This is a genomic window from Pseudomonas sp. Sample_21 (assembly GCF_004307525.1).
Classification (GTDB): Bacteria; Pseudomonadota; Gammaproteobacteria; order Pseudomonadales; family Pseudomonadaceae; genus Aquipseudomonas; species Aquipseudomonas atacamensis.
The window spans coordinates 9,036-24,180 of sequence record NZ_RCNZ01000047.1 but is presented as its reverse complement, the minus strand read 5'-3'; the positions used below and the strand labels follow the sequence as shown (position 1 = coordinate 24,180).

At 61.0% G+C, this 15,145-nt stretch carries 14 protein-coding genes; 11 read left to right on the top strand and 3 right to left on the bottom strand.

The genetic code is table 11. From position 1 onward, the window contains the following. Positions 1–90: 90 nt before the first annotated feature. A complete protein-coding gene (locus D8U71_RS06675) occupies positions 91–1,773 on the top strand; it encodes a methyl-accepting chemotaxis protein (RefSeq protein ID WP_016775408.1) in 1,683 nt (560 codons plus the stop codon). Between the two features lie 134 nt (positions 1,774–1,907). On the opposite strand, the gene D8U71_RS06670 is transcribed toward D8U71_RS06675, so the two are convergent. Next, complete coding sequence (locus D8U71_RS06670) at positions 1,908–2,843, bottom strand: LysR family transcriptional regulator (protein ID WP_130887431.1); 936 nt, start codon at positions 2,841–2,843, stop codon at positions 1,908–1,910. Between the two features lie 113 nt (positions 2,844–2,956). On the opposite strand from D8U71_RS06670, the gene D8U71_RS06665 reads away from it, so the two are divergent. From D8U71_RS06665 to D8U71_RS06655, 3 genes are all read left to right on the top strand, one after another. Continuing rightward, positions 2,957–3,442: a DMT family transporter gene (locus D8U71_RS06665; protein ID WP_122508353.1), complete on the top strand. Its 486-nt coding sequence runs from the start codon at positions 2,957–2,959 to the stop codon at positions 3,440–3,442. Positions 3,443–3,445: 3 nt separating this feature from the next. Then, complete coding sequence (locus D8U71_RS06660; RefSeq protein WP_016775406.1) at positions 3,446–3,898, top strand: DMT family transporter; 453 nt, start codon at positions 3,446–3,448, stop codon at positions 3,896–3,898. A gap of 565 nt (positions 3,899–4,463) precedes the next feature. After that, positions 4,464–4,631, top strand: a complete 168-nt coding sequence (locus tag D8U71_RS06655) for a metallothionein (protein WP_016775405.1) — start codon at positions 4,464–4,466, stop codon at positions 4,629–4,631. Between the two features lie 22 nt (positions 4,632–4,653). Here D8U71_RS06655 and D8U71_RS06650 read toward each other — a convergent pair whose 3' ends face one another. Both D8U71_RS06650 and D8U71_RS06645 read right to left on the bottom strand, forming a co-directional pair. Further along, positions 4,654–4,926 carry a hypothetical protein gene (locus D8U71_RS06650; RefSeq protein ID WP_041477230.1) on the bottom strand — a complete coding sequence of 91 codons (273 nt, stop codon included), beginning with the start codon at positions 4,924–4,926 and terminating at the stop codon, positions 4,654–4,656. 49 nt (positions 4,927–4,975) lie between these two features. Then, entirely contained in the window at positions 4,976–5,203 is a 228-nt protein-coding gene (locus D8U71_RS06645; protein ID WP_016775403.1) for a DUF6555 family protein, read from the bottom strand. Between the two features lie 146 nt (positions 5,204–5,349). Here D8U71_RS06645 and D8U71_RS06640 point away from each other — a divergent pair, with 146 nt between their 5' ends. The 7 genes from D8U71_RS06640 (at position 5,350) to D8U71_RS06610 (ending at position 15,140) form a co-directional block, all read left to right on the top strand. Continuing rightward, positions 5,350–6,114, top strand: coding sequence for a helix-turn-helix transcriptional regulator (locus D8U71_RS06640; RefSeq protein ID WP_130887430.1), 765 nt, complete (start codon positions 5,350–5,352; stop codon positions 6,112–6,114). A 139-nt stretch (positions 6,115–6,253) separates the two neighbouring features. After that, positions 6,254–6,427, top strand: coding sequence for a DUF1427 family protein (locus D8U71_RS06635; protein WP_073471384.1), 174 nt, complete (start codon positions 6,254–6,256; stop codon positions 6,425–6,427). A 31-nt stretch (positions 6,428–6,458) separates the two neighbouring features. Beyond that, on the top strand, positions 6,459–7,415 hold the full coding sequence (locus D8U71_RS06630) for a zinc-binding alcohol dehydrogenase family protein (protein WP_130887429.1): 957 nt from the start codon (positions 6,459–6,461) through the stop codon (positions 7,413–7,415). Positions 7,416–7,587: 172 nt separating this feature from the next. Next, positions 7,588–9,591 (top strand): type VI secretion system tip protein TssI/VgrG, encoded by a 2,004-nt coding sequence (gene tssI, locus D8U71_RS06625; RefSeq protein WP_130887428.1) that lies wholly within the window; start codon positions 7,588–7,590, stop codon positions 9,589–9,591. Next, positions 9,588–10,454 (top strand): DUF4123 domain-containing protein, encoded by an 867-nt coding sequence (locus D8U71_RS06620; protein WP_130887427.1) that lies wholly within the window; start codon positions 9,588–9,590, stop codon positions 10,452–10,454. Before tssI ends, D8U71_RS06620 begins: the two co-directional genes overlap by 4 nt. Next, positions 10,451–14,035 carry a toxin VasX gene (locus tag D8U71_RS06615; RefSeq protein WP_130887426.1) on the top strand — a complete coding sequence of 1,195 codons (3,585 nt, stop codon included), beginning with the start codon at positions 10,451–10,453 and terminating at the stop codon, positions 14,033–14,035. Before D8U71_RS06620 ends, D8U71_RS06615 begins: the two co-directional genes overlap by 4 nt. Continuing rightward, entirely contained in the window at positions 14,025–15,140 is a 1,116-nt protein-coding gene (locus D8U71_RS06610) for a hypothetical protein (RefSeq protein WP_130887425.1), read from the top strand. Before D8U71_RS06615 ends, D8U71_RS06610 begins: the two co-directional genes overlap by 11 nt. Positions 15,141–15,145: the final 5 nt, after the last annotated feature.

Here is a 15,145-nt window from a genome sequence, read left to right as displayed (position 1 = left end):
GGGCGGCGATGTTTCAAGACTCAACTTTTGCTCCGGCGTGCCGTTAAAGCCTTTAACCACGCCAACAAAATCAAAAGAGTGAGTCCCCCGATGCGCCTGAGTCTCAAGGCTAAAGTCCTGTCCCTTGCCGTTCTGCCGGTGCTGCTCTTTGCGCTGGTCATCAGCGTGACCACGCTGTTCATCCTCCAGGAACAGGCGCGCAAGGAGGTCGAACAGACCCGCGAGCGGCTGCTCAGCGACGCCAAGGCCACCCTGCAAAGTTACGTCGCCGTGGCCATGACCACGATCAAACCGCTGTACGACGCCGCCGCACCGGGCGATGACGCGGCGCGGGCGCAGGCGATCAAATTGCTCTCGGGCATCCGCTACGGCAAGGATGGCTACTTCTTCGGCTACGACTCCGAGACCGTGCGTCTGTTCAAGGCCAACGACCCCGACGGCGTGGGCAAAAGCTTCAAGGACAACCGCGATCCGAACGGCGTCTACGTCAACCTCGGCCTGGTCAAAGTGGCCAAGGACGGCACTCACTATCTGCAATACAGCTCGCCGCTGCCGGGTAACGCCAAGGTGCTGGTGCCGAAGCTCGGCTACACCGAATACCTGCCGAAGTGGGACATGGCGGTCGGTACCTCGGTCAACCTCGACGGCATCGAAGCACAAGTGGCGCAGGTCGAGGCGCAAGTGCAGGAGCGCGTGCAAGGCGTGGTGCTGAGCATTGTCGGCGTTGCGGTGCTGGTGCTGCTGGTGATCGCGGCGGCGGGCATGCTGCTGGCCAACACCATTCTGCGCCCGCTGACCCTGATGAAAGCCAACCTCGACGACATCGCGGCGGGCGAGGGCGACCTGACCCGGCGCCTGAACATCACCAGCCAGGACGAACTCGGCGAACTGGCCGGCTCGTTCAACCGCTTCGTCGACAAGATCCACGGCCTGGTGCGGCAGATCACCGAGATGACCACGCAACTCACCGGGCTGGTCACCCAGGTCTCGGAACAGGCGCAGCGTTCCGATCAGGCCATGGAGCGTCAGCGCCACGAAACCGATCAGGTCGCCACGGCGATCAACGAAATGTCCGCCGCCGCCCAGGAAGTCGCCAAGAGCGCACAGAACGCCGCCGTCGCCGCGCAGCAGACCGACGAAGAAGGCCAGAGCGCCAAGCGCGTGGTCGCAGGCAGCATCAAGCAGATTCATGCGCTGGTCGACGATATCCGCAACAGCGGCGTGTCGCTGGACAGCTTGCAGCAGGACGTCAGTTCGATTGTCGGCGTGCTTGGGGTGATCCGTTCGATTGCCGAGCAGACCAACCTGCTGGCGCTCAACGCCGCGATCGAAGCGGCGCGCGCCGGTGAGGCCGGTCGTGGCTTTGCGGTGGTCGCCGACGAAGTACGCGCACTGGCCAGCCGCACGCAGATCAGCACCCAGGAAATCCAGGGCATGATCGACCGCTTGCAGGCCGGCACGCAGCAGGCAGTTGAGGCCATGCGCCGTTCCAGCGAGGCCGGCGACGGTACTTCGCAGCAAGCCAATCAGGCCGGTGCATCGCTGGACGCGATGGCGCAGTTGATCGCCACGATCAACTCGATGAACGCGCAGATCGCCAGCGCAGCGGAAGAGCAGACGGCCGTGGCCGAAGAGATCAACCGCAGCGTGCATCAGATTGCGGTGGCGGTCGACAGCGTCGCCGATGAAACGCAACTGGGCGCGCAAACGTCGCGCAGTCTGGCGGAGCTGGGGCAGCGGTTGGGCAAGCTGGTGGGGCAGTTCCGTATCTGACGCAATTCTGGAGCCCTGCATAAACCCTGTGGGAGCGAGCCTGCTCGCGAAAGCTGTGTATCAGACGCTGCTCTGATATCAGACGGACCGTATTCGCGAGCAGGCTCGCTCCCACAATTGGATTTGTGTGGGGCTTAAGGTCTGTCCCAATAGGGCACTTCGCCAAAGCACTCGACAAAAAAATCAATCACCGTCCTCACGTTCACCGATAGCCGTCGGCTCCCCGGCCACAGCACGGCGATCTGCTGCGGTTCCAGGCTGTTCGACACCTGATACTCCCTCAGCACCGGCACCAGCGTGCCTGCGCGTACCGCTTCGCCAATCAGCCACGATGGAAACATCACCAGCCCGAGGCCTTGCTGGGCGGCCTGGGTCAGGGTGTCGGCGTGGTTGCCGGTGATCGGGCCTTTGACGGTGTACGGCGTCCAGTCCTCGCCATCACGGCGGAAAAACCAGCGCTGCTGACCGGCCGCGCCTTTGTAGGCCAGGCACTGATGCTGCGCGAGTTCGTCCGGATGCTGCGGCGTGCCATGGAGTTTGAGATAGGCCGGGCTGGCGGCGACCTGAAAACGGTGCGGCGCCAGAATGCGTGCCTGCATGCTCGAATCGTGCAGCGCGCCGATGCGAAACAGCAGGTCGGCGCCTTCCTGTAGCGGGTCGACGTAATGGTCGGTTTGCTGGATATCCAGTTGCAGCTTCGGATAGCGCGCGCAGAGCTGGCCCAGCCAGGGCGTCAGATGGCGCTGGCCGAACACCACCGGGGCGTTGATGCGCACCAGTCCGGTGGGTTCGCTTTGCTGTTCCTGCAACGCCTGTTCAGCTTCTTCCAATTGCACCAGCAGTAACCGCGCATGGTGGCCGAGCGTGCGTCCGGCTTCAGTCGGGGTGACGGCGCGGGTGTGGCGGTAGAGCAATTGCTGGTTGAGCGCCTGTTCCATCAATTGGATCTGCCGCGAAATGGAGGAGGGCGCGACCCCTTCGCGGCGGGCGACTTCGGAAAAACTGCCGTGGTCGAGGACCGCCACAAACAGCCTTAACGCTTTGAATCCGAGTTCGTTGAGCCCGTGCATGCTGTGTCTCGCTGTGCGTGTTGCGCAAAAGTGTTGTCCGGATGCTCCCATTTATCGCACAGCGGCGCCAGCCGATAATCCGCGCCATTGTTTTTGAGCGTGGAAGGTTATGTATGCAGACGTTGAATGAAGGCGTGGTTGCTGCACCGGTGAAAAGATCGGTGTTGCGTCTGCTGTTGCTGCCGCTGGTGATTCTCGCTGGCATGGGCTTGTCGGTGGAGGCCGGATTGCTGGGGCCGCTGGGTGAGCAGGTCGGGCATTTGTGGGCGACTTTGAGCATCTTCGGCGTGGGTTCGGCGATCCTGTTTTTGCTCTTGCTGTTCGCCGGCCCACAGAAAGGTCCGGCACTGACCGAGTTGCCGCGCTGGCAGTTGATCGGCGGGTTTCTCGGGCCGATCTACGTGGTGGTGCTGACGCTGGCGACGCCGCATATCGGCATCGCCATGACGATGATTGCGATTTTGTCCGGTCAGGTCGGCAAGAGTGTGCTGATCGACCATTTCGGCTGGTTCGGCGCGACGCGCAAGAAGGTCAACGGCGAGCGCTGGCTGGCGTTGGGCTTGATTGTGGTGGCTTTGGTTCTGATTGCGCGGGGGTGAGTGATGGGTCTGGTGATTTTGTTGGCGGTGGTGGTGTTGGCCGGTGCGGTGTTGAGTGTGCAGGCTGCGATCAATGGGCGTCTGGGTGAAACGGTGGGGGTGCTGCGTAGCAGTCTGCTGACCTTTGCGGTGGGCGCGGTGGTGACCGGGTTGTTGATTCTGTTTTTCGAGCCGGCGCAGGCGGTGAGTCTGCTTGAGGTGCCGAAGTGGCAGTTGACCGGGGCGCTGTTCGGCGTGGTGTACATGATGGTGATGGTGGGTGCGGTGCCGGTGGTCGGGACGGCTGTGGCGACGGTGGCGGTGATTGTCGGGCAGTTGGGGATGGGGATGTTGATCGACAATTTTGGCTGGTTGGGGAATCCGGCGATCGGCTTGTCTCCGAGCCGGATGCTGGCGATGGTGTGTCTGGCGGTGGCTTTGGTGTTTATGTATCGGAGTTCGCGGCAGGCGCAGTGATTTTATTTGTATGACTGTGTACATATCCGTTGCTGCGGGTGTTGCTTCTGGCGGTTGCGCTGTGTACGACTGCGTCGTTCGGTCGCTGCGCTCGCACGTCCGGATCAATCCCTCCACTCAGCCTGCCGACGGGCTCTGAGATCAAGATCAAAAGCGGTACTCGAGCTTGCGCTCATTGTTTTGAGTGGTTAGGAGCGGGTGGTGTCTGGCTTTGGTTTTGTGCTGGGATTCGCCCCTCACCCCAGCCCTCTCCCGGGGGAGAGGGCGCCGATTTTCGGGCTTTTCAAAATTTGCGTTCGACTCGGTATTCCACGTCGGCGGGTTTCTCGCAATCATCTCGGTCAGTTCCCTCTCCCTCCGGGAGAGGGCTAGGGTGAGGGGCTTTTGATGTCTGCGCAGGTCTGTGCTGCGCGCAGTTGTTCTGTGGGAGCGAGCCTGCTCGCGAAAGCCATCTCTGCGTCGCCCAATCTCTCAACAGTTGGCCAGCCTGCAACACCACCTTCTACACTGTCCCATATGGCTAGCTCGCAAGCCTCAGACAACCACCACGCAAGGAGTCTGTCCCATGTCCGATAAAAAATGCGACTGCCCGGGCTGCAACTGCACGATCAAAGAAGGCGAACATTCCTACGCTGTGCACGGCAAACACTATTGCTGCGAGGCTTGCGCTCATCACCACAAACACGGTGAAGAGTGTGCGATGAAGGGTTGCGGTTGCGCTCATCCGAAATAAGCGCGGCAAAAAAAAGTGGAGCCTAATCAGGCTCCACTTCCATTTTCAGACTGTCGTCTTCCTGTCGCTCAAAGTGCCTCACCGTGCCTTGCAGTGTTCGCCCTTCGACCTTGACCACCACAACCTTGGCTTGGTGGAGGTCTTCCGGTACCGGTGCCTGGACGCACAAGGTGAAGCGATAAGGGTCATCCGCGACCGTTTCCAGTGCGACTTGGCAATTCACCGTTTTGGTGATCTGGCCGAAGAAGGTGGTCAGGCCGTAGTCCAGTCGGGCCGGGTGATAAGTGTCGGTCATCGGTCGATTCCCCCTGTCGATTGCCAAGCCTGCGATGAAGGCGGTGGGGTCAGTTGGTCTGGCGCCAGGTAACGTTTTCCAGACCGAATTTTTCTGCCATCGGTTTGCTGGTCTTTTGCACTTTCTCGCGGCCGAAACGCGGGATGCGACCTACGCCCGCGTCGCAGCTTGCCCAATGCCAGGCTTCGGCGTTGTCCATTTTGTCCGAGCGGATAATGAACGACTTGGGGGTGCCATGCAGTGTGTAGTCGATGACGTAAAGTTTTGCGTTGTTCATAAAGCCCGAATTCCTCCCTGTGGTATTAAACGGATCGCGCTGTGCCGGGAAAATTCATTCGGATTGTCCGACGGTAGCTATCGTTGGCGAGGGCGGGGCAGGCTGGTTACCATGGCGGCTTCGCCAACCCCCTGTGAACGCTCGCCATGGCCCTCGCCGCGCCCCCTGATCTGACCGACACCGATGTGCCCGTGCAACCGCTGGCGCGAACCTATCCGCGTGGTTTGTTCATCGAGCCGCACGAGCATGTCTGGGGGCAGTTGCTGTATGCGATGAGCGGAGTGATGTGGGTCGAAACCCCGCACGAAGCGCTGGTGGTGCCGCCGCAGCGGGCGGTGTGGTTGCCGCCGGGAGTGCCGCACGGGATTCGTGTGGTGTCGGATTTGCAGATGCGCAATATCTACCTGCGCCCGGCGCTGGCGGCGACCCTGGATGCGACGGTTCAGGTGATCGAAGTCGGCGGGTTGCTGCGCGAGTTGATCGTCGGGCTGGTGGCGCAGGGCGATGCCGGCGAGGCCGAGTATTACGAGGCACTGGTCGGGCTGGCGTTGCTGGAACTGCGCCGGGCCAGGCGTTCGCAACTGAAGATTCCGCTGCCGGATGAGTCCGACCGGCGTCTGATGAATCTGTGTCAGGCCGTGATGGCCGCGCCGTCGCTGGAGATCCCGTTCGAGCAGCATGCGCAGAACGCCGGGGCCAGCGTGCGTACGCTGGCGCGGCTGTTCAAGGACAGCCTCGGCATGGGCTTCGCCGAATGGCGGCGCCAGGTGCAGCTGGCGACGGCGGCGGCAGCGTTGATTCAGGGCGTGGCGGTGAGCGTCATTGCTCGCGACCTGGGTTATTCACCGAGCAGCTTCAGCGACATGTTTCGCCGAGAGCTGGGGGTAGCGCCTTCGCAATTTGCCGTGTAGGACAAATGTCTGATTTGTGAGCTCCCACAAGGTTCTTTGTGAATTGGGGTTTTTGTCCGAAATTCAGAAGTCCTTGGCCGATACCCCTCCGCCCGTTTCCCTAGACTCTGCCCATCACTTATCGCGGCGGAGTTCCCCCATGAACTACCTCATTTCTCTGGCCATCGGCCTGGGCGTCGGCCTGCTCTACGGCGCGCTCGATTTCCGTTCTCCCGCACCACCGGCGATCGCGCTGGTCGGTCTGCTCGGCATGTTGGCCGGTGAGCAGTTGTGGCCGCTGGGCCGGCAACTGGTCGCTGGCTGGTTGTCCTGAATTTTCCCTTTTCCTTTCGGTGGATGTGCCCATGAAAGCGTTGCAATTCGATCAGACCGGCGACCTGTCTTCCCTGCGTTTCGTCGACGTTCCGACCCCGGTGCCCGGCGCCGATGAAGTGCTGGTGCAGATCAAGGCTGCCGGCCTCAATCCCAGCGATGTGAAAAACGTCCTCGGGCGTTTTCCTTACACCACGCTGCCACGGATTCCGGGGCGGGATTTTGCCGGGGTGGTGGTCGAGGGGCCGCAAGCGTTGATCGGTCAGGAAGTCTGGGGTACCGGGCGCGAGCTGGGCTTCTTCGCCGACGGCGCCCATGCGCAATTCGTCAAATTGCCGGCCAGCGGCGTGGCGCACAAACCGGCGCATTTGAGTTTTGCTCAGGCGGCCAGCCTTGGCGTGCCGTACACCACGGCGTGGGATGCGCTGGAACGCAGCCTGGTCAGCGCCGATACGCGTTTGCTGGTGATTGGCGGCGGGGCGGTGGCCACGGCGGCTTTGGCCCTGGCAAAAGTGCGCGGCGCGCAATTGCTGGCGGCGGCGCGCCGGCCCGAGCAGGTCGCCGATCTGCAGCAGCAGGGCTATCAGACGATTCAACTGGATAAGCCAGAAGACCTCGGTGCCCAGGTCAACGCGGTGTATCGCGGCGGCGCCGATGTGATCTTCGACACCACCGGTTTCTGGCTACCGGCCTCGGTGGCGGCACTGGCCACCTTCGGCCGCATCGCCATCATCGCCGCGCCGGTCGACGGCCACGTGCAATTGCCGGCGCTGGCGCTGTATCGCAAGGGCGGCTCGGTGGTCGGGATCAACTCGTTGTTGTACGGCGTTGAGGCGTGCGCGGCGATGCTCGAGCAGTTCGGGCGCTTCTTCGATGAGGATCGCTTGCCACTGCCGCAGGGCCTGGTGGAGGTGCCACTGGCTGAAGGGCCGGCGCGCTATGCAGAGGTCAATCAGGGTGGTGGCGACAAGATCATTTTGCTGCCCTGACCACAGGGGAAAGGCATAGGATCCGGGATCATTTCCGTAGGATCCCGGCCGTTTCTCTGTGGGCCATGTCCTTTTCGCTCGCAGGCCGGCAAAACAGGGAAAGGTCTGACTTCACCCATTGCAGTGCACCGTTGCACAGTCCCGTCTTTCACTCAGACACAGGGACAGGTGGATGCGCATCGCTGGCAGGCCCGTTGTTTTCACTCTCGAGATAGAAGGCGTTTCCCACGATCTTCAAGTGTTCGGTTTTCGCACCCGGGAAGTGCTCAACCAGACCTACGAACTGGATCTCGAGCTGGTCAGCGAGCGCCCCGATCTGGATCTCGAAGGCTTACTGCATCGGCCGGCCTTTCTCTGTTTCGGTGCCGACGGTAGCGGCATGCACGGGCTGGTCTATCGGGTCGGCCAGGGTGATTGCGGTGTTCGGCTGAGCCGTTACCAGATCACCTTGGCGCCACACCTTGCCTACCTCGCGTATCGGCGCAATCAGCGGATTTTCCAGAACCTGAGCGTGCCGCAGATCATCGCCAATGTGCTGGGCGATCACGGTATGCAGGCCGATGCCTGGCATTTTCAGCTCAGCGCCGAGTACCCGGCGCGGGTGTATTGCGTGCAATACCAGGAATCCGATCTGCACTTCATTCAGAGGCTGTGCGAAGAGGAGGGCCTGCACTTTCACTTCCGCCACCGCCGTGAGGCGCACCTGTTGGTGTTCGGCGACGATCAAACGGCGTTCCTCAAACACGACGTGAAGACGCGCTATTTGCAGGGCAACGGCCTGGTTGCCGATGCGCCGGTTATCGACCAGTTCACTGTGCGCCTGGAGCCACGCTCCAACCTCGTCGAGCGCCGCGACTATCACTTCGAAAAGCCCGCAGTGCAGTTGGACGCCAAGGTCAGTGCAGCGCGGGTTCCGCTGCTGGAAGATTATGAGTTTCCCGGGCAGTTCACCCACCGCGAGCGCGGCAAGCACCTCAGCCAGCGTGCGCTTGAGCGCCATGGTGCCGACTATCGTCTGGCTAACGGGCGCAGCAATCAGGCGCTGATGCGCGGCGGCAGTTTCATGACCATGGCGGATTACTCGCGCGCCGACTGCAACGATTTATGGTTGCTGACCGAGGTCGAGCACATCGGCAAACAGCCGCAAGTGCTCGAGGAAGCGTTCACCGAGCAGGCTGACGCAGATGGTTTCAGTCAGGGCTATCGCAACCATTTCGTCGCGACACCGTGGGCCGTGGTGTTTCGCCCGCAGCTCAGGCATGTCAAACCGCGCGTCAGCGGCAGTCAGCTGGCGGTGGTGACCGGCCCGCCCGGCGAAGAAATCTACAGCGATGCCTACGGGCGCGTGAAAGTGCAAATGCTCTGGGACCGCGACGGCCAGCGTGATGAACAGTCAAGTTGCTGGCTGCGCGTGGACACCGCCTGGGCGCATGACCGCTACGGCAGCGTGCAGATTCCTCGCGTCGGTATGGAAGTGCTAGTGGGGTTCACCGATGGCGATCCCGACAAACCGTATGTGCTCGCCTGCCTGCCCAACGCCGAAACCCCGGTGCCACTGGAACTGCCGGCGCAACAGACGCGCAGTATCTGGCGCAGCCAGAGCAGCCCCGGCGGCGGTGGTTACAACGAGCTGCGCATCGAGGACCGGCAAGGCGCGGAAGAAATCTCCATCAGGGCGCAGCGCGACTTGGTGCAGCACGTGCTCAACGACTTGCGTGTGCAGATCGACAACCTGCACAGCCAAGTGATTGGCGGCGTTTCCAGCCTTGAGTTGCGCGACGAAGAACATCACCTGACCCACGGCAACCGCCTGACTGAACTCAAGCAGGACGATCATCTGTGGGTGCAGGGCGAGCAGCATGTGCGGGTCGCCAGCCAGCGCGTCAGTGCCGCGCAGCAGCTGCATTTCGGCGCGGGCGAGCAGGTGGTTTTCAACAGCGGCCTGCAGATCACCCTGGCTGCTGGCGGGCATTGGCTGACGGTCGGCGCCGCCGGCATTTTCAGCAGTGTGCCGGTGGTGCAGGGCGGGGCGCCGACGGTGTGTCTGCCAGCGGAACCCTTGCTGCCGGGGGCTGCGCCGTTGCTCAAGGCGACGTTCGATGCCGTGCAGCAACGGCATGCGCTGCTGACCACGCGGACCTCGCGTTGCCTGATCTGCGAGGCAGCCCAGGCATGAGCCTTTTGACGGATTGGCCTGAAGGTTTGCCGTGGGCTGAGCAGCGGGCGTTTGTGCTGCTCGATGGTGCGACGATCGCCGATTTGCCGGCGCAACTGCGAAGGCTCGACCCCGCCGCCAACGCTTTTGCGCTGTACGACCAGCCACCGTTTTCGGCCCTGCGTGACGTATCGCCGCTGCTGGTGGCGCTCGCTGACGCTGACGATCCGGTGGCGCGGTTTTATCGCCAGCACGCCCAACAGGAATGGGGCGTGCTGCTGTTCAGCGCCGCGCCGGCGCATGAAATCGTCGCGCATTTGCGCCAGTTGCTGATCGTCGAGTTGCCGGTCGGCTCGCCGGTGTTGTTGCGGCTGGCGGATGCCGCCGTAGCGCAGGCGCTGTTTGCCAGCGGCGATGCGAGTCTGTTCGGGCCGCTGGGGTGCGTGGTCACGGCGGATGGCGCGCGGCAAGTCTGGCACTGTCAGCGACCTCGGCACGGGCAGGGTGGGGCGCTCGTGGCGCCGTTTCGGTTGAGCGCCGAGCAGGATGCCGCGTTGGATCGGGTGGATCGGCGGCGGGTGTTGCTACAAGTCGATGCGTATTTGCTTGAATATTTTCCCCGGTTTCATACCGGGGAAACCATCGCTGAACGTTGGATGCTTCTGGAACAAATCGAGGCAAAAGCCAGCGCGCTCGGCCTGAGCAGCCAATCGGAATGGCTTTACTTCGCCAACCTTGTCGCCTCTCTCAACGGCGCTGATCCGGATGAGCATCCGCAGATCCAGCACTTGCTACACGAGCCCTCCCTGCAACCGATCGGTGAGCGCTTGACGCTGGCCGTTTCAATGGCCCGCCAATGGGCGTCTGAAAGAGTCCGACCATGAACCATCCCGCCGACCTTGCGGCAGCCGCCGCGTCCAAAGCCCCGATCATAGGTCCCGCCGCCTGCCCCTTGCGCAACACCCACGTGCAACTGCTGCCCCTTGCGTACGGCCTGGTGGAAAAACCCTTCGACCCCAGCACCGAAATCACGCTGCCTTACATCCTGACCACGCGTCCCATGGGCATCCGCCGCCTGCGCGACGGTTGGCTGTACATCGTCGACAGCCTCAGCGGCGAGCTCTTTGAATACCGCGTGCTGGAAGGTGTCATCAGCGCATTGCTGCATCGCGGCAAAAGCGTCAGCGAGGATCAGCGCAGCGCCATCGAGGAACGTCCGGCTTTGATCTTCTCGCGCAAAAGCACCCTCTACGTGACCTTCGCCGACGTGCAGTTGAGCGCGGCGAAGTGCCGACAGGTGCTGGACAGCGCGGAGGAGCGCGAGCACTTCATGCAGGCGGTCGATCTCGGCCCGGTGCATTGTCTGATCGGCGGCGAGCATCTGCTCACCGTGGCCCAGGCCAAACAGTGGCTGGCGGAAGTGGCCTGCACAGCGAAACCGCTGGCCGAGGCAGACGCCACGCGGATGCCGACGGTGCAGGTCAGCGATGCGCCGGAGCATGAGCGAGAACCTTATTTGTGGGAAAATCCGCGACGTTTTCGCGAGGCGCATATCGGCGAATTTCTCGGGCGGGTGCGCGGACCATATCAGGACGACACGCTGTTTCTGCTGGTCAACGACGACCTCGGCGTGATGCGCGATCTGGCTGATTATCAGGACCTGGTGGTCGGCTGGATCGAGCAGTGGAGCAACACCGACAACAACGAGCGCGACTATCTGCTGGCCAGTTACATCGAGTCGCTGAGCCAGTTGGGCGCTCAGGATTTCGACACCCTGGCCAAGGCCAGCGACGATCCGCGCGCCCAGGCATTGTTCGCTGAACTGGAGCAATTGCCCGAGCCGGATCGGGAAAATACCCGGCAGGCGCTGCTCGACTATTTGAACAAGGGTGGTGAGGTTGTCCCGACCGATACCCAGGCTCGACCTGAACTGCAGCAACAGCGCGAAAAGGCTTTGGACGAGTCATTGGCGCTGAACCGTTTCGACGGCGTTGCCCCGGATTTCACCGCGCACGCTCGCGTCACCGCCGAGGCGGACCGACGCTTTTACACCCGTGAATATTTTCTCGAAGTGGCCCCGGCCGATTTCGTCGAGCGTCACCTGAGCACACTGGTCGAGCTCGGCAAGGATCAGAGTCGGCGCATGAAAGACGTGCTCGACGGCCCGCTGCTCAGCGGCAAACGCGGCATCAACGACCTGATCGACCGTCCGGCCATGGACGAGGTGCTGAACAGTCATCGCGACAACCTGGGACGCTGGAATCGCCTGCTCGAACGCATCACCGCCGACCGCGCGCAACTGCTGTGCGCCGGGCGTTTCCATCGCTCGGCGTGGTATTTCGACGGCCAACTGCAGATCGATCAGGCTTTCGCCAGCGAATACGCCTGCCTCAAGGACATCGGCCGCAGCGACGCGGCCAACGAACAAATGCTTGGTTACCTCGAGCAACACCCGCAACTGACCCGCCCGCTGTTCTACACCTTGCCGCTGCGCTTGCAGAGCGAACAGGCCGGGCAATATTCAACGCTGTTCAACGCCGGCATGGCGATGTTCAACAACCTGCCGGACTGGCTGGCCAAATTGCAGCGCATCGAGCAGCCACAGCTTCCTGCCCTCGACGATCTGCCGGCACACAGCCGCGTCCTCGCCGATGCCGTGCAAGACACCTACAGCCCGGCGCTGAACCTCGGCCTGAGCCGGGCGCTGGAAGGCTTCGATCTTGCCGGCGAGAAAATCCCCGACCTCGACGAGCTGTTCCAGCGCTTGCCCAAAGCCCTGCGCCTGCGCGTCTTCGACGCCGCGCGAACCAGCGGCGTGACCTTCACTGTGTCCACCCCGGCGGAGCAATCGGCGCTGCAAGCCACGATCAAGGAAGTGCTGCGCGAGCGCGACTACTTGAAAACCCTCAACCGCGAACGCAACCAGCTCACCCACAACAAAAACCGCCAGGGCCACAAAAGCGCCCGGGCGGTGGAATTGCAGCAGGAAATCGTCCGCGTGCGCACGCAACTGGCCGTGTTCGAAGGAAGACTGGCGGCAGCGTTAAGCCCGATTGATGAATTACCTGATCGCTCGGCACGACTGTATGGCGCCACACCGGCGAAAGCGGGCGTGACGGTGGTGTTTCCGCCGGCGCAGCACGGGGAATTGCGCGGGTTGCTGGAGAATATTCGCGCGGGGGTGGCGGGCGTTTCGAAGGCGAGTCTGGTGCGGACGGAGGGGATGGGGTTGTTGGTGGTGTTGGTGCAGGTGGTGAATTTGGTGGGGGCTTATCGAGAGGTGATGAAGCAGACGAGGGACAGGAAGAAACGGGCGGATTTTTTTGCTGCCATTATCGCGACAGGCGCAGCCGGATTTACCGCTGCGCAAGGGCTTGCCGATACAGCGCTCAAGGCTCGAAGCGCGAGTCTTATTGCCGGTATGCAGGTTGAGGCGCTGCAACAGGTTCATGTGCAGATGGGAAAGTTGCATGTTGGGTTGGGCATGTTTACCTATCTTTTGAGTTTGAGAACTTCCTTAACCAGCTTCAGAATAAAAGATCGAAAGTGGCAAGACGCGGTTCGAAGTGGCACTCAATCTGAGCAGAGAGCAGCTGCGATGGCGACCTCGGGCGCGGCAGGCATGATTGCGACTAGTGGCTACGGGTTTGGTAATACAGTATCTGCCACCATTAAAATATTAACTGCACCGAACCGTTCGGCGCGAGCAACTGCTTGGGCCGCCGCTGGCACACGTCTTTCTACTGTATTTTTTCGATTCAATTTGGCTGGTGCGTTGTTCACGGTGCTAGAGTTCGCCGGGACATGGCTGTTCAATCGGTACAATCTTTCTGCCCACGACAAGTGGTTGAAAATCACGCCCTGGAGCCGTGATGAAGAGATGCGCGGTGACCACTCCCTGGATGACTATCAAAATTATCTGGCATTTTTGATACACGCTCCCTACGCCCAATCAGGACCTGATCCCAGTGACACCTGGCTGAAGACTTTATTATTTGGCGCCAAACCCAGTGATATTCATTTGGTTCTGCCGAGGCTGGCGCTAAATGATCTTCTCCCACCGTTAAACGGTAAACCGAGTCAACGCTTGGGAATCGGTGCCCATCGACTTGTCGCACCGCTGTACGGTCGCGGTGTGCCGGAAGTGCGCAAGGAAGTCATCAGTGACGAGATATTGAGCAGTCTGCGAATCGTGAAGTCATCACCAGATGGTTTGGTGCTTTGTCTTCAGTACCCAATCCGTCCCGATTCTGACTATACGCCTGCAAAGGAAACGCTCGAACTTGCCATATGTATCCAGACCGTCAATGGCAAAGGCGAGTCGGAGTCACGAACTCGTGTGATTCATATCGCCCCCCGGGATACCGGCCATTTTGCTGTAGTAGTTCCGGGTTCGGTCAAGGAGAACCCTCCGGTTCTACTGGTAGAAACTCACTATCTCGAATGGGCTGACCATGCTGAATAATCGCAGTAATCCTCTTTCCAGTTCGGAATATGAGGGGATTAAAAAAGCGGGCGATATTGAGCCGTTCCCAAGCGGGAAAATTACCTATCTATCACCTTTGCCATTGCCAGCACCTATACCACCTTATGGGCCTCACATCGGGGAATTGAACCAAGGTTACATGGACTTTGGTCTCGGATTGCCAGAGGCATTTACGTGGCAGTTGATTCTCGGCGGGACGACCGCAGGAACTTTTATGGTTCTCGTTTTATTTCCTTTGTTCACGGGCTTGCTAGGGATTCTTTTTGGCTATGGAAACGAGGCGATTTGGGAATCAATGGTTGGAATATTCGAAGTGGGGTTGGAAAATGAATTAATTTGCGGTCCCTTGATCTTGCTCATCGGTATTGGTGTCTGGCATCACCACCACAAAAAACGTCTCTCCCTCATCCCAACCCGCTTCAACCGCCAACGCCGCGAAGTCTGCTTCATGCCCGAAGGCGCCACCGAGCCGGTCTTTGTCCCGTGGGAGTCGCTCAGCGCGTGGATCATCGAAGCCAAGGGCGCCACCCAGTTCGGCATCCATCGCCAATACGGCATGGGCATCGGTTTCTACCAAGGTGAAAATCTCATAAGCCAGGAATTCCAATGCGCCGGCCTGGAGCTCGCGATCAGCCACTGGGAAGCGATTCGCGGTTACATGGAGTACGAAGTCAACGACCTCAAATCGATCCAGGACCTGCAAGACCTGCAAGGCCCGGACGACCCACCCCACGAAGGCCTGCACACCTTTCGCAATGCCCGCGCGCGAATGCACCAGCAGATTCGTGAAGGCCGGCGCTCGCGGCTTTCGGGGTTCTTCTGGTACCTGTATCACGTCATGACCTTATGGACGATTCCCAATCGCCTGGTTGAATGGGAAGTGCGCCGTCTGGAAAGAATCGGCAAGCAGGCGTTGCCGGAAGTTATGCGTGCCTGGTCCGAGCCGCTGCCGAAAGAGCAATGGGCCAAGCCCAGTGAAGAGCTGTTGCGACTGAGTGAACAAGTGCGGCGGATGCACAAGCGCCAGCCGCATCGGCCGATTACGCAGATTTTTGCTGAGGTTTGCAGGCGGGCTGTGGACTGATGCAG

Bases quoted from the DNA above. Each gene is read 5' to 3' on its own strand.
- D8U71_RS06650 (WP_041477230.1), bottom strand. From the start codon at position 4,926: ATGACCGACACTTATCACCCGGCCCGACTGGACTACGGCCTGACCACC.
- tssI (WP_130887428.1), top strand. From the start codon at position 7,588: ATGCGCATCGCTGGCAGGCCCGTTGTTTTCACTCTCGAGATAGAAGGC.
- D8U71_RS06665 (WP_122508353.1), top strand. From the start codon at position 2,957: ATGCAGACGTTGAATGAAGGCGTGGTTGCTGCACCGGTGAAAAGATCG.
- D8U71_RS06630 (WP_130887429.1), top strand. From the start codon at position 6,459: ATGAAAGCGTTGCAATTCGATCAGACCGGCGACCTGTCTTCCCTGCGT.
- D8U71_RS06620 (WP_130887427.1), top strand. From the start codon at position 9,588: ATGAGCCTTTTGACGGATTGGCCTGAAGGTTTGCCGTGGGCTGAGCAG.
- D8U71_RS06660 (WP_016775406.1), top strand. From the start codon at position 3,446: ATGGGTCTGGTGATTTTGTTGGCGGTGGTGGTGTTGGCCGGTGCGGTG.
- D8U71_RS06670 (WP_130887431.1), bottom strand. From the start codon at position 2,843: ATGCACGGGCTCAACGAACTCGGATTCAAAGCGTTAAGGCTGTTTGTG.
- D8U71_RS06635 (WP_073471384.1), top strand. From the start codon at position 6,254: ATGAACTACCTCATTTCTCTGGCCATCGGCCTGGGCGTCGGCCTGCTC.
- D8U71_RS06615 (WP_130887426.1), top strand. From the start codon at position 10,451: ATGAACCATCCCGCCGACCTTGCGGCAGCCGCCGCGTCCAAAGCCCCG.
- D8U71_RS06675 (WP_016775408.1), top strand. From the start codon at position 91: ATGCGCCTGAGTCTCAAGGCTAAAGTCCTGTCCCTTGCCGTTCTGCCG.
- D8U71_RS06655 (WP_016775405.1), top strand. From the start codon at position 4,464: ATGTCCGATAAAAAATGCGACTGCCCGGGCTGCAACTGCACGATCAAA.
- D8U71_RS06640 (WP_130887430.1), top strand. From the start codon at position 5,350: ATGGCCCTCGCCGCGCCCCCTGATCTGACCGACACCGATGTGCCCGTG.
- D8U71_RS06610 (WP_130887425.1), top strand. From the start codon at position 14,025: ATGCTGAATAATCGCAGTAATCCTCTTTCCAGTTCGGAATATGAGGGG.
- D8U71_RS06645 (WP_016775403.1), bottom strand. From the start codon at position 5,203: ATGAACAACGCAAAACTTTACGTCATCGACTACACACTGCATGGCACC.